Origin of the sequence: Micromonospora sp. NPDC049081, from assembly GCF_040648835.1 — a bacterium.
Lineage (GTDB): Bacteria > Actinomycetota > Actinomycetes > Mycobacteriales > Micromonosporaceae > Micromonospora > Micromonospora antibiotica.
Genome location: NZ_JBEZEK010000001.1, coordinates 586,332 through 600,050 on the forward strand (window position 1 = coordinate 586,332; position 13,719 = coordinate 600,050).

At 72.6% G+C, this 13,719-nt stretch carries 10 protein-coding genes; 4 read left to right on the forward strand and 6 right to left on the reverse strand.

Annotated features, from left to right (window positions below; all coding sequences use genetic code 11):
* Positions 1-5: 5 nt before the first annotated feature.
* Entirely contained in the window at positions 6-1,343 is a 1,338-nt protein-coding gene (locus AB0B63_RS02100; protein ID WP_357013843.1) for an endonuclease/exonuclease/phosphatase family protein, read from the reverse strand.
* A 240-nt stretch (positions 1,344-1,583) separates the two neighbouring features.
* Here AB0B63_RS02100 and AB0B63_RS02105 point away from each other — a divergent pair, with 240 nt between their 5' ends.
* Positions 1,584-4,826, forward strand: a complete 3,243-nt coding sequence (locus AB0B63_RS02105) for a penicillin acylase family protein (RefSeq protein ID WP_357013846.1) — start codon at positions 1,584-1,586, stop codon at positions 4,824-4,826.
* 47 nt (positions 4,827-4,873) lie between these two features.
* Here the strand turns inward: AB0B63_RS02105 and AB0B63_RS02110 are convergent, their stop codons facing one another.
* The 3 genes from AB0B63_RS02110 to rsgA all read right to left on the reverse strand — a co-directional run bounded on the left by AB0B63_RS02110 (position 4,874) and on the right by rsgA (position 9,936).
* Positions 4,874-5,335 (reverse strand): Rieske (2Fe-2S) protein, encoded by a 462-nt coding sequence (locus AB0B63_RS02110; RefSeq protein ID WP_208569210.1) that lies wholly within the window; start codon positions 5,333-5,335, stop codon positions 4,874-4,876.
* 295 nt (positions 5,336-5,630) lie between these two features.
* The gene (gene uvrA, locus AB0B63_RS02115) at positions 5,631-8,576 is read right to left on the reverse strand and encodes an excinuclease ABC subunit UvrA (RefSeq protein ID WP_357013850.1); all 2,946 of its coding nucleotides are present in this window, start codon (positions 8,574-8,576) and stop codon (positions 5,631-5,633) included.
* 280 nt (positions 8,577-8,856) lie between these two features.
* Positions 8,857-9,936 (reverse strand): ribosome small subunit-dependent GTPase A, encoded by a 1,080-nt coding sequence (gene rsgA, locus AB0B63_RS02120; RefSeq protein ID WP_208569212.1) that lies wholly within the window; start codon positions 9,934-9,936, stop codon positions 8,857-8,859.
* A gap of 178 nt (positions 9,937-10,114) precedes the next feature.
* On the opposite strand from rsgA, the gene AB0B63_RS02125 reads away from it, so the two are divergent.
* Positions 10,115-10,834 (forward strand): maleylpyruvate isomerase family mycothiol-dependent enzyme, encoded by a 720-nt coding sequence (locus AB0B63_RS02125; RefSeq protein ID WP_357013853.1) that lies wholly within the window; start codon positions 10,115-10,117, stop codon positions 10,832-10,834.
* 7 nt (positions 10,835-10,841) lie between these two features.
* Positions 10,842-11,495 carry an MBL fold metallo-hydrolase gene (locus AB0B63_RS02130; protein ID WP_208569214.1) on the forward strand — a complete coding sequence of 218 codons (654 nt, stop codon included), beginning with the start codon at positions 10,842-10,844 and terminating at the stop codon, positions 11,493-11,495.
* A 68-nt stretch (positions 11,496-11,563) separates the two neighbouring features.
* On the opposite strand, the gene AB0B63_RS02135 is transcribed toward AB0B63_RS02130, so the two are convergent.
* Positions 11,564-12,181, reverse strand: a complete 618-nt coding sequence (locus AB0B63_RS02135) for a VTT domain-containing protein (protein WP_208569215.1) — start codon at positions 12,179-12,181, stop codon at positions 11,564-11,566.
* 97 nt (positions 12,182-12,278) lie between these two features.
* Complete coding sequence (locus AB0B63_RS02140; RefSeq protein ID WP_308291105.1) at positions 12,279-12,917, reverse strand: 50S ribosomal protein L11 methyltransferase; 639 nt, start codon at positions 12,915-12,917, stop codon at positions 12,279-12,281.
* A gap of 228 nt (positions 12,918-13,145) precedes the next feature.
* On the opposite strand from AB0B63_RS02140, the gene AB0B63_RS02145 reads away from it, so the two are divergent.
* On the forward strand, positions 13,146-13,349 hold the full coding sequence (locus AB0B63_RS02145; protein WP_091237353.1) for a cold-shock protein: 204 nt from the start codon (positions 13,146-13,148) through the stop codon (positions 13,347-13,349).
* Positions 13,350-13,719: the final 370 nt, after the last annotated feature.

The following is a 13,719-nucleotide window of genomic DNA, read 5'->3' on the forward strand; positions in this document are numbered from 1 at the left end:
CGAGACTATCCGTTGCCCCCGACACTCCAGATCACGCCGAGCTGGTCGACCTCGGTGCCGCTGCGGCCGAAGAAGCCGGCCAGCCGACCGCCCGGGGGCGCGGTGAAGGTGACCGCCGCCGAGGTGGGCGTACCGGCGGCCAGGACGCGGCCCTGGTCGGTGCTGAGCCGGGCCGAGAAGATCCTGGTCCGGCCGTCCTTCTGCCCCTGGGTCAGGGTGACCTGGGTGATCCGCTCGCCGGGGGCGAGGGTGAGGCCGGTCTCGGTCCCGCCGGTGCCGCCGTGGCGCAGCTGGCCGCCGTCGGCGAGGTCTACGCCGACGGCGTCGAGCCGGGAGCCGCCGCGCAGGGTGACCCGGGTGACCGCCGGGCCGACCCGGTCGGCGTCGGTGAACGGGGTGCCGTGCGGGCCGCCCCAGGTGTCGCTGGCCCGCAGCGTCGGGGCGAGGGTCCAGTCGAACCAGGCGGCGTGCGGGTAGTGGTCGGACAGCGGCCCGCCGGTCGGGGTGAGGAACCGGGCGTGCTCGTTGTGGTAGCGGTTCAGGGTGAGGTTGACCAGCTTGTTGCCCCGGTAGAGGATCTTGTCGACCACCTCGCAGGAGTCGGTCACGTTGGCCTCGTCGCAGACCAGCGCCGGGTCACCGGCGGCCGGCGGCTGGCCGCCCCGTTCCTGCTGCACCCAGACGTCGGTGAGGCCGTTGGCCGCGACCAGGTCGCGGATGTTGTCACCGGTACGGGTGTAGCGGACGTTCAGGTCACCCATCAGCACCACCGCGTTGCCGGCCGAGTTGGCGGCGACGTAGGCGGAGAGCTGGCTGAGGTTGGACCGGCGGGCGGCCAGGTCGGCGTCGGTGGTGCCGGCGTTGGGGTGGGCGTTGTAGAAGTCGACGTAGACGCCCTCGGCGAGCCGGATGCGGCTGGCGGTGAAGCCCTTCGGGGTGAGGCAGTCGGTGCCGTTGCAGGAGTTCCACTTCACCCGGGCGAAGTCGCTGTACGGGTAGTTCGACAGCGTGTTGAGGCCGCTGCCGAACGGCACTCCCCCGCTGGTCGGCGTCCGGTACGGGTGCTGGTCGGTGGCGTACAGGTCGGCGTGGTAGTTGAAGTCCTCCTGGACGTGCACGATGTCGTACCCACCGAGCCGTTCGCCGATCGGCCGGGTGTTCGTCGCCGGGTCGCCGCTGGAGATGATGTCCGGCAGGCCGGCGACGTTGTAGGTGAGCACGGAGAACGCCCCCGAGGTGGGCGCGGCGGCGGTGGCGGTGCCCGGGGACGCGGCGGCCGGCGCGGGCGGGGTGAGCACGGCCGCGAGCAGCGTCGCGGCCGCGAGCAGACGGACGACCTTCATCGACGGTCCAATCTGGAGTGGCGGGACCGGCGGGGGACACCGGTCGGGGGTGGGCGAGAGGCGGGCGTCAGCCCGGGTGCCGGATCGAAAGCTATCCACGCGCGCCGACCGGCTCGATACTCCCGGGGAAAGATCCGGCAGCCGCTCGATGGACGTCTTCCGATATCGACGAGCGGAGATTACCATCCGGTAACCGAATGTTATTCACGTAAAGATCCCCATCCTCATCGGAGGATCACCATGCCCCGTCCCCCCACCGTCCGCCGCCTGCTCGCCGGACTGACCGCCGGCATCAGCGTCGCCGCCCTGCTCACCGCGACCCCCGCCGCCCCGGCCGAGGCCGCCGCGCCACGTGCCGCGTTCAGCCCCGAGGACTACTGCCTCGGCGAGTGCGGCGACATCCTGCCACCCGGCCAGAACGGCAACGCCACCCTCGTCGAGGTGCTGGGCAACCAGACCCTCGGCACCCTGCCCCGGCACTCCGCCGACCAGCTCGACCGCTACGCCGACCTGGTCTACGGCTACGCCGGGCTGCGCGAGGAACAGATCGGCTCGTTCTTCAACGACGCCTCCTTCGGAGTGCCGCAGGGGCAGGTCGAACGCGACTACTCGCCCCGCTCCGACGTGCGCATCCTGCGGGACAAGGCCACCGGCGTCCCGCACGTCACCGGCACCACCCGGGGCGGCACCATGTACGGCGCGGGCTACGCCGGGGCCGAGGACCGACTGTTCACCATGGACCTGCTGCGGCACGTCGGCCGGGGCACCCTCACCTCGTTCGCCGGGGGCGCCCCCGGCAACCGGGCCCTGGAGCAGAGCGTCTGGCGCAACTCGCCGTACACCGAGGCGGACCTCCAGGCGCAGGTCGAGGCGCTGCGTACGAAGGGTCCGCGCGGCCAGCAGCTCTACGCCGACGTGCAGGAGTACATCGCCGGCATCAACGCCTACATCGGCGTCTGCATGGGCGCCCGCAACTGCCCCGGCGAGTACGTGCTCACCGGCCACCTGGACGCGGTCACCAACGCCGGTGGCCCGGAGCCGTTCCAGCTCACCGACCTGATCGCCATCGCCGGCGTGGTGGGCGGCCTCTTCGGCGGCGGGGGCGGCACCGAGATGCAGTCCGCGCTGGTCCGCATCGCCGCCCGCGCCAAGTACGGCGCCACCGAGGGCGACCGGGTGTGGACGGCGTTCCGCAACCAGAACGACCCGGAGACCGTGCTGACCCTGCACGACGGGCAGAGCTTCCCGTACGGCGACGCCTCCCCGGACGCGGCGAGCGTGGCACTGCCCGACGCCGGCTCGGCCCGGGTCGAGCCGATCTTCACCGACCCGACCGGCTCCGCCGGCAGCACCGCCGCCCCGGCCCGTACCACCGGCACCAGCGCGTCCGGTGAGCTGGCCGCCGCCCTGTCCGGGCTGACCATCAGCCCGGCGCACCGGGGCATGTCCAACGCGGCGGTGGTCTCGGCCGCGAACTCGGCCACCGGACACCCGGTCGCGGTCTTCGGCCCGCAGACCGGCTACTTCTCCCCGCAACTGCTGATGGTGCAGGAGTTGCAGGGCCCGGGGATCAGTGCCCGGGGCGCGGCGTTCGCCGGTCTCAACCTCTACGTGCTGCTCGGCCGGGGGCAGGACTACGCGTGGAGCGCCACCTCGTCGATCCACGACATCACCGACAGCTACGCGGTGCCGCTGTGCACCACCGACGGCAGCGCCCCCACCCTCGCCGCCGACCACTACCTCTACCGGGGGCAGTGCGTGGCGATGGAGCAGCTCGCGCACGTCAACAAGTGGACGCCGACCCTCGCCGACGGCACCGCCAAGGGGTCGTACAAGCTGGTGGCCTGGCGGACGAAGCTCGGCCTGGTGTCCTGGCGGGGCACGGTGGGCGGCAAACCGCACGCGTTCACCCAGCTACGCTCCACCTACCGGCACGAGGCCGACTCGGCGATCGGCTTCCAGATGTTCAACGACCCGGCCCAGATGGGCTCGGCGGACGCCTTCGTCGCCTCGGCCAACAACGTCGAGTACGCGTTCAACTGGTTCTACGTCAACTCCACCGAGTCGGCGTACTTCAACTCCGGGCTGAACCCGGTGCGGGCCGCCGGGTCCAACCCGAACCTGCCGATGAAGGCCGAGCCGGCCTACGAGTGGCAGGGCTTCGACCCGGCGACGAACACCGCCACCTACGCCCCGCTGGCCGCCCATCCCCGGTCGGTCAACCAGGACTACTACGTCAGCTGGAACAACAAGCAGGCCAAGGACTTCGGCGGCGCGGACGGCAACTACAGCTTCGGCGCGGTGCACCGGGCCGACCTGCTGGACCGCCCGCTCAAGGCGGGCCTTGCGGCCGGCCGGAAGTTCGACCGGGGCTCGCTGACCGCACTGGTCGAGCAGGCCGGCGTGACCGACCTGCGCGGGGCCGAGGTGCTCGACGAGCTGATCCGGGTGCTGGAGAGCCAGCCCGTCGCCGACGCCGCGCTGGCCACCGAGATCAGCCGGCTCAAGGCGTGGCGGCAGGACGGCGCGCTGCGGGTGGAGACCGCGAAGGGGTCGAAGGTCTACCGGCACGCCGACGCGATCCGCACCTTCGACGCCTGGTGGCCGCTGCTGGTCCGGGGGATGTTCCGCGACCAGCTCGGCCCGGACCTCTACCAGTCGTTGATCAACGCGATCCAGATCAACGAGTCCCCCTCCGGGTACCAGCAGGGCGACAAGTCCAACCTGCCGACCTCGGCCAACGAGGCCCAGTCGCACAAGGGCTCGTCCTTCCAGTACGGCTGGTGGGGCTACGTCGACAAGGACCTGCGCGCGGTGCTCGGCGACCCGGTGCGCGGCGGGCTGGGTCGGGGCTACTGCGGGGCCGGGAACCTGGACGGCTGCCGGCAGGTGCTGCTGGACACGCTACGCACGGCGGCGGCCACCCCGGCCGCCCAGACCTATCCCGGCGATGCGAGCTGCGCCGCCGGTGACCAGTGGTGCGCGGACGCGATCATCCAGTCGCCGCTGGGCGGGATCAAGCACGCCACCATCGCCTGGCAGAACCGGCCCACCTTCCAGCAGGTGGTGTCGTTCCCGTCCCGCCGGGGCGACGACCTGACCAACCTGGCCGCCGGCCGGCCGGTCAGCGCGTCCGGCAGTGAGCTGTTCTTCGGGGCGGCCAAGGCCGTCGACTCCGACCTCGGCACCCGCTGGGCGAGCAGCTGGGCCGACGACCAGTGGCTGACCGTGGACCTCGGGTCGGCCCGCCAGGTGGGTCGGGTGACGCTGGCCTGGGAGTCGGCATACGCCCGGTCGTACCGGATCGAGGTGTCCAACGACGGGTCGACCTGGCGTACGGCCTGGTCGACCACGGCCGGTGACGGCGGCACCGACGTGGCGGCCTTCCCCACGACGAGCGCCCGCTACGTCCGGATGCACGGGGTGACCCGGGCCACCACGTACGGCTACTCGATCTGGGAGATGGCGGTCTACCCGCAGTGAACCCGACCGGCCGGCCCGGAGGACGTCCTCCGGGCCGGCCGGTGCGGTCAGGCCAGCGAGATCTGGTCGCCGTCGATCTTGAGTTCCTTGGCGGTCAGCGGTTTGGTCGCCGGCCCCTCCTTGACCGCGCCGTCGGTGATGGCGAACTTGCTGTTGTGGCAGGTGCAGTTGATCGTCCCGCCGTCGACGTTCGACACCGGGCAGCCCTGGTGGGTGCAGATCGGGTCGAACCCCTTGAACTGCCCCTCCGTCGGCTGGGTGATCACCACGCCCTGCGCGGCGTAGACCTGGCCGCCGCCGACCGGGATGTCGGCGGTCTTGGCGATCGCGGCGGCACCGGACCCGCCGGAGGTCGCGGCCGGCCCACCGGTGGCCGGGGTGGCCGGTTCGTCACCGGAGTCGTCGCCGCAGGCGGTCAGGAGAACCGAGGCCCCCACCGCACCGGCCCCGGCCAGCAGGGCGCGTCGGGTCTGCGTACCGGGCCCGGTCAGCACCTGATCGTCGTTCATCTCCGGCCTTTCTCTCGACTGCCGCCGCAGGTCGTCGACCATCGCGGCCTCACTGGAGCACACGCACCACTGTGCCCGACGGTTCACCCCGGCCGCCGGGGAACACCCTGCGGAGCGGGCCGACGCGCCATCGACCGCGCCCAACGGCATGCCGCCGGTCGGTGCAACGCATGCGACGTCCCGCTCCGGCCACGGATCACGCTGCCCCCGCCGGCGGGCGCCCGCGCCGACGGCGACGCCCGGCGCGGGCAGGCCGGCCGGGCGTCGTGGGCGGGCCGGGTGGCGACCCGCCGGGTCAGCGGGCTACGGCGGGCACCTTGCGGGTACGCGCCTTCGGCGTCGCGCCGTTGGCCCGGGACGCCCGGGTCACCGCCGCCTTCGCCCCCCGGGCCTCCCCGTCGAGCTTGAGCACCGAGCGCAGGAACTGGCCGGTGTGGCTCTCGGCGACCTCGGCGACCTCCTCCGGGGTGCCGGTGGCGAGCACCGTGCCGCCCCGGTGACCGCCCTCGGGGCCCATGTCGATCAGCCAGTCGGCCGTCTTGATCACGTCGAGGTTGTGCTCGATGGTGATCACCGTGTTGCCCTTGTCGACCAGGCCCTCCAGCACCATCAGCAGCTTGCGGATGTCCTCGAAGTGCAGGCCGGTGGTGGGCTCGTCGAGCACGTAGACCGTGCGACCGGTGGAGCGCTTCTGCAACTCGGAGGCCAGCTTGACCCGCTGCGCCTCACCGCCGGACAGCGTCGGCGCGGGCTGACCCAGCCGGACGTAACCCAGACCCACGTCGTTGAGCGTGCGCAGGTGCCGGTGGATGGCGGGGATGGCGGAGAAGAACTCGGCCGCCTCCTCGATCGGCATCTCCAGCACGTCGGAGACGGTCTTGCCCTTGTAGTGCACCTCCAGGGTCTCCCGGTTGTAGCGGGCACCCTTGCACACCTCGCACGGGACGTAGACGTCCGGCAGGAAGTTCATCTCGATCTTGATGGTGCCGTCGCCGGAGCACGCCTCGCAGCGGCCACCCTTGACGTTGAACGAGAACCGGCCGGGGCCGTACCCCCGGACCTTGGCCTCGGTGGTCTCGGCGAACAGCTTGCGGACGTGGTCCCAGACCCCGGTGTAGGTCGCCGGGTTGGAGCGCGGGGTACGGCCGATCGGCGACTGGTCGACGCCGACCACCTTGTCGACGTGCTCCAGCCCGGAGACCCGGGTGTGCCGGCCCGGCACCAGCCGCGCGCCGTTGATCTGGTTGGCCAGCACCGCATAGAGAATGTCGTTGACCAGCGTCGACTTGCCCGAGCCGGAGACCCCGGTGACCGCGATGAGCTGCCCCAGCGGGAACGGCACGGTCAGGTTGCGCAGGTTGTGCTCGCGCGCCCCGTGCACCACCAGCTCCCGCTCCGGCGTCTGCGGTCGACGCTGCTGCGGTGTCGGGATCTCCCGCCGGCCCGACAGGTACGCCCCGGTCACCGACTCGGGATTGTCCAGCAGCTCCGGCACCGAGCCGCTGTGCACGATCCGGCCGCCGTGCTCCCCCGCGCCGGGCCCGATGTCGACGATCCAGTCGGCCACCCGGATGGTGTCCTCGTCGTGCTCGACCACGATCAGCGTGTTGCCCAGGCCACGCAGCCGCAGCAGGGTCTCGATCAGCCGGTGGTTGTCCCGCTGGTGCAGTCCGATCGACGGCTCGTCGAGCACGTAGAGCACGCCGACCAGGCCGGACCCGATCTGGGTGGCGAGCCGGATGCGCTGCGCCTCGCCACCGGACAGGGTGCCGGCCGCCCGGTCCAGCGAGAGGTAGTCCAGGCCGACGTCGAGCAGGAACCGCAGCCGGGCGTTGATCTCCTTGAGCACCCGCTCGGCGATCATCTTCTGCCGGTCGGTCAGTGCGATGCCGGCGAGCAGCTCGGCGGCCTCACCCACCGACAGGTTGCACACCTCGGCGATGCTCTTGCCGGCGATGGTGACCGCCAGCACCTCGGGCTTGAGCCGGGTGCCGCCGCAGGCCGCGCAGGGCACGTCGCGCATGTAACCCTCGTACTTGTCCCGCGACCACTCGCTCTCGGTGTCGGTGTGCCGCCGCTCGATCCACTGCACCACGCCCTCGAAGCCGGTGTAGTAGGACCGCTCCCGACCGAACTTGTTGCGGTAGCGGACGTGCACCTGGTCGTCGGAGCCGTGCAGGATGATCTTTTGCGCCCGCGCCGGCAGCGCCCGCCACGGGGTGTCGACGTCGAAGTGCTGGCTCTCGCCGAGCGCCTCCAGCAGGCGCAGGAAGTATTCCAGGTTGTGCCCGGTCGCCCAGGGTTGCAGCGCGCCCTCGCGCAGGGTGCGCTCCGGGTCGGGGACGACCAGCTCCGGGTCGACCTCCTTCTTGGTGCCCAGGCCGGTGCACTCCGGGCAGGCCCCGTAGGGCGCGTTGAACGAGAAGACCCGGGGTTCCAGGTCCTCGATCGCCAACGGGTGGTCGTTGGGGCAGGCCAGGTGCTCGGAGTAGCGACGTTCCCGGGCCGGGTCGTCCTCGGCCAGGTCGACGAAGTCGAGCAGCACCAGGCCGTCGGAGAGGCCGAGCGCGGCCTCCACCGAGTCGGTCAGCCGCTGCTTGGCGCCCGCCTTGACGCTGAGCCGGTCGATCACCACCTCGATGGTGTGCTTCTCCTGCTTCTTGAGCTTGGGCGGCTCGGTCAGCGGGTGCACCACCCCGTCGACCCGGGCCCGGGCGTAACCCTTGGCCTGGAGTTCGGCGAAGAGGTCGACGTACTCGCCCTTGCGGCCCCGGACCACCGGGGCGAGCACCATGAACCTGGTCCCCTCGGCCATCGTCAACACCCGGTCGACGATCTGCTGGGGGCTCTGCCGGGAGATCCGCTCGCCGCAGACCGGGCAGTGCGGCTCACCGATGCGGGCGAAGAGCAGCCGCAGGTAGTCGTAGACCTCGGTGATGGTGCCGACGGTGGAGCGCGGGTTGCGCGAGGTGGACTTCTGGTCGATGGAGACGGCCGGGCTCAGCCCCTCGATGAAGTCGACGTCGGGCTTGTCCATCTGGCCGAGGAACTGCCGCGCGTACGACGACAACGACTCGACGTAGCGGCGCTGCCCCTCGGCGAAGATGGTATCGAAGGCCAGGCTCGACTTGCCGGAGCCGGACAGCCCGGTGAAGACGATCAGCGCGTCCCGGGGCAGGTCGAGACTGACGTCACGCAGGTTGTGCTCGCGCGCGCCACGGATGATCAGACGGTCGGCCACGGTGCGGGTGCTCCCGAAAGAAGAATGTGAGGCGGATCTGTCCGCTACGAAGGTGATCTGAGCGGTTTGCGGAGTGAGTTGAGCAGTTTCACGGGCGCGGAAGGAACGCCCCGGCAACTTTAGCCCCGGGGTACGACAACTTCGTGCACGCCCACATTCCCCCAGCTCACACCGGTCAGGTCAGCCCACCGCCCGACCCGCGCCACAGCTCGGACCGGCACCACGGCGGCACACCGACCCGGTCCCCGGCCCGACCGCTGTCGGCCGGGTCGGGCACCGGTCAGAAACCGCCCGGCAGCGGTGGCGTGGTCGGCCGGGCCGGCCGGCGTCGACCCCCTCGCCAACCGCCCCGCCGCTCGGCGGCCAGCCGGCTCTGCCGACGGCCACCCTCGTAGGCCACCTCCCGCTGGAGCCGACGCCAGCTCTCCCAGCGCCGGGGCGACAGTTCCCCGTTCTCCAACGCCTCCCGCACCGCGCAGGCCGGCTCGGCGGTGTGCCCGCAGTCGGCGTACCGGCAGCCGGTGGCCAGCTCGGCGATGTCGGTGAACGCCCGGTCCAGGCCGGCGTGCCCGTCGAGCAGGCCGACCGCCCGGACCCCGGGGGTGTCCAGCACCGCCCCGCCACCGGGCACCGGGACCAGCGCCCGCCAGGTGGTGGTGTGCCGACCCTTGCCGTCGACGCGTCGGATCGCCTGGGTCGGCATGACGTCCGCCCCGACCAGGGCGTTGACCAGGCTGGACTTGCCCGCTCCGGACGGGCCGAGCAGGGCCAGCGTGCGACCCGGGGCGACCAGCGGACGCAGCGGTGCCAGGCCGGTACCCTGCTCGGCGCTGACCGGCAGCACCGGCACCCCGGGGGCCACCGCGGCGAGTTGCCGGGCCACCGCCTGCGGGTCGGCGGCCAGGTCGACCTTGGTGAGCACCACCAGCGGGGTGGCCCCCGACTCGTGGGCCAGCGCGAGCAGCCGTTCGATCCGGGCGACGTCCGGCTCCGGGTGCACCGGCTCGACCACCGCCGCGGCGTCGAGGTTGGCGGCGAGCACCTGGCCGCTGGCGTCCTTGCCGGCGGTCCGGCGGATCAGCGCGGTCCGTCGGGGCAGCACCGCGTCGACGGTCACCGGGCCGTCCGGCCAGCGGGCCAGCAGCACCCAGTCACCGGCGCACGGCAACGCGGTCAGGTCACGGGCGGCGGCGGCCAGCACCGCCGGGCCCAGACTGGCCCGGACCGGTCCGTCCGCGGCGAGCACGGTGCACACCCCCCGGTCGACCCGGGCCACCCGGCCGGGCCGGCGGTCCGGCCGCCGTCGCGCGTACGCCGCCCGCTCGGCGTCCAGGCCGAGAGCGGTCAGATCGATGGTCATGTCATCCTCACCGGGGTCGGAACTGGTCGTGGCCGAACACGCGTCCTGCTACCGGCATGATCACCACCCCCGCCCGTCGTCCCGGTACCGCGTCGTAGCCGACGGTAGGCGTCGCACCGACGCGCCGAAAGCGAATTCCCCGGCGGCGCAACGCTCCCCGGACCGTTAGGGTCGTGGCGTGACCACGGATCCACTGATGTTCACCGGTCCGGTGACCGACGCCGCCGCCCGCCTGCTGGACACCACGGCCGGGCTCGACGCGGCGGCCGTCGCGGCGGCCAGCCTGCTGCCCGGCTGGACCCGGGGCCACGTGCTGACCCACCTGGCCCGCAACGCCGACGGGTTCGTCAACCTGCTCACCTCCGCCCGAACCGGGCAGGACATCCCGATGTACGCCAGCGACGCCGCGCGGGACGCCGACATCGCCGCCGGTGCCGACCGTCCGCCCGCCGAATTGCTGGCCGACCTGCGTCGCAGCACCGACCGGTTCGCCGAGGCGGTGGCCGCGATGCCGGCGCACGCGTGGCAGGGCACCGTGCAGACCCGACGCGGCCCGTGGCCGGTCGCCCTGGTGCTCTGGCGCCGGTGGCGCGAGCTGGAGGTGCACCACGTCGACCTGGGCACCGGCTACCGGCCGGCGGACTGGCCGGCCGCGTTCGCCCAGCACCTGCTGCACGAGGTGGCCGGCGGGCTCGCCGAGCGGCCGGACGCCCCGGCGCTGGTGCTACGGCCCGCCGACGGTAACCGGCCGGAGCTGGTGGTGGGCGACCCGCAGGACGCCCCGCGGGTCGCCGGCCCCGCCGCCGAACTGGTCGCCTGGTTGATCGGCCGCAGCAGCGGCGACGTGTTGACCGTCACCCCGGACGGTCCCCTCCCGACCCCACCCGAATGGATATAGACCGCCCATGAGCTACACCGGAGACGTCACCCACGGCGGCCCGCCCGCCGTCCGGGAGCTGGACCGACTCACCGTCAGCAAGCTGTCGGTCGGCCCGATGGACAACAACGCCTACCTGCTGCGCTGCCGCGACAGCGGGGCGCAGGTCCTGATCGACGCCGCGAACGAGGCACCACGGCTACTCGACCTGATCGGCGACGCCGGCCTGACCTCGGTGGTCACCACCCACCGGCACATGGACCACTGGGTGGCGTTGGAGGAGGTCGTCGCCACCACCGGCGCCCAGGCCCTGGTGCACGCCGACGACGCCGAGGGGCTGCCGATCGCGGCGCAGGCCCTGACCGACGGCGACACCGTGACGGTGGGCGAGCAGACGTTGGAGGTGATCCACGTCAAGGGGCACACCCCGGGGTCGATCGCGCTGCTCTACCGCGACCCGGCCGGCACCCCGCACCTTTTCACCGGGGATTCGCTGTTCCCCGGCGGGGTCGGCAACACCGACCGGGACCCGCAGCGGTTCGGCCAGCTCATCGACGACGTCGAGCACAAGCTGTTCGACCGGCTGCCCGACGACACCTGGTTCTATCCGGGGCACGGTGCCGACAGCACCCTCGGCGCGGAGCGGGCGTCGCTGCCGCAGTGGCGGGCGCGCGGCTGGTGACCCGGGCCCCCGGTGGCGGGCTCACACCCGGTGACCGGGGCGAACGCCGGTCACCGGGGCGCCCTCGGTCAGCCGGCCTGACCGAGGGCGGTCACCGTCCGTAGCCGACGTCGGGTGCCCAGCAGCACCAGACCGGCCAGCACCAGACCAACCCCCATGGTGACCAGCAGCGGATCGCCGGGCAGCAGCCCGGCCAGGGCCCGTGACGCCACCCCCAGCGCCAGATAGAGACCGGCCCACGCCGCCGCGCCGAGCGCGGCACACGTGACGAACCGGCGGTACGACATCCGCAGGCCCCCGGCGGCCAGCGGCAGCAGCGTGTTGAACACCGGCAGGAAGGGCGCGACAAGCACCATCCGCCCGCCACCGGAGCGCAGCAGTTGCTCGGCGGCCGACCAGCGCCCCTCGCCGATCCAGCCACCGACCCGGCTGTGCCGCAGCCGCTCCCCGTAGATCCGCCCGGCGAGGAAGCTCAGCGACCACCCGGCGAGGCAGCCGACGACCACCGCCACCATGGTCGCGACGCCGGCGAGGGGCCGACCCACCCCCACCGCCGCGAGGATCGCCACGTCGCCGGGGACGAGCACACCGAGCAGCGGTACGGCGTCGGCGAGCATCACCAGCCCGAGCGCCGCCATCAGCAGAGCGGTGGGCAGGTCACCGAGTCGGGCCAGTTCGTCGAGCACGAGCCGACGCTACGGCCCGGGGGTGCTCCGGCGCATCGGGTCGCGACCCTGATCACTCCCCGAATTTTCTCGGGGTGACCCGGTTGGCCTGCGGGGTTCACCGGGGACGCAGCACCTGCACCCGGCGGACCGGGGAGTCGACGGACGGCTCGGTGGTGGGCACCGGATAGCTGGCCACCACCTCCAGCACGTCCCACGGCAGGTGGCCCCGGTCCGGGTCACCGACCAGCACCTGCGTCCCACCCTGGGCGGCCCGTCGCAGGTAGGGCAGCACCCGGTCGGCCAGTTCCCGGTCGTAGAGGACGTCCCCGGCGACCAGCAGCTCGGCCTGGGTGCCGTCGTCGTCGAGCAGGTCACCGGAACGGGCCTGCACCCGTACCCGGTTGGCCCGCGCGTTGACGGTCACCGCCGCCACCGCGTACGGGTCCACGTCGTTGGCGACCACCTGGGTGGCACCGCCGAGCGCGGCGGCGATGGCGACCAGTCCGGAGCCGGCGGCCAGGTCGAGCACCCGGCGACCGGCGACCAGGTCGGGGTGGTCGAGCAGGTGACGGGCGAGCGCCTGACCACCGGCCCAGGCCGAGGCCCAGAACGGTGGCGGCAGGGCACGGCCGGCCGCCGCCTCCATTCGTGCCCACCAGACGATCGCGTCCTCGGCGAGGTGCAGCCGCACCTCGGGCACGAACGGCGTCGGCACCAGCCGGAGCCGGTCCAGCCCGTCCCCCGGTGCGTCGATCTCCCGCTCCAGCTCGGCCAACGCGGCGGTGCTCGGTCCGTTCACCGGTCGAGTGTCCCGGACCGGACCGCCCGAAGGGTGGTATTCCGGGCTGACCCGCGAGTTTCCCCGCAACTTCCTGCGGCACTTCAGCCGGCAAAAACCGGATCGGCCGGTTACTGTCGGGGCAGTACAGGGCGATCATCCGCCGCAGCGGCGGGATCACCCGTTGTAAACAGGGAGAGATGCATGGCAACCGGCACGGTCAAGTGGTTCAACTCGGAAAAGGGCTTCGGCTTCATCGAGCAGGACGGCGGCGGCCCCGACGTCTTCGTCCACTACTCGGCGATCGCCAGTAGCGGATACCGGGAACTGCAGGAGGCCCAGAAGGTCGAGTTCGATGTGACCCAGGGGCAGAAGGGCCCGCAGGCGGAGAACGTCCGCCCGCTGTAGGTCCGTGCCGGTGGCGGCGGCTTCGGCCGCCGCCACCGAGCGCTCTCAACCGGTCACGGTCTCCTGTCGTTCCCCCGTGACTGCTCTTCCGCAGCTCGTGGCCGCAGGCCGCCTGCGGTCTCCAGGGTCGCCCTCCGCGCCCCGCCCGACCACGGTCGCGCCGCCTGAGTAGCGGTACGGCAGCCGGGTCGTGCCTCCGCGGGACACACCCACAGCGTGATCCCCGGCCCGGGACGCACCCACAGCGCGTGCCTCGGGCCCCGGACGAACCCCCGATCGGCGGGCCGCGACGGCCGCTGCCCGCCCACCTCGACCAGAGGACGACCACCGGGCGACCGTGGCACCCCTTCCGCAGGAGGCGTAGCGGAAG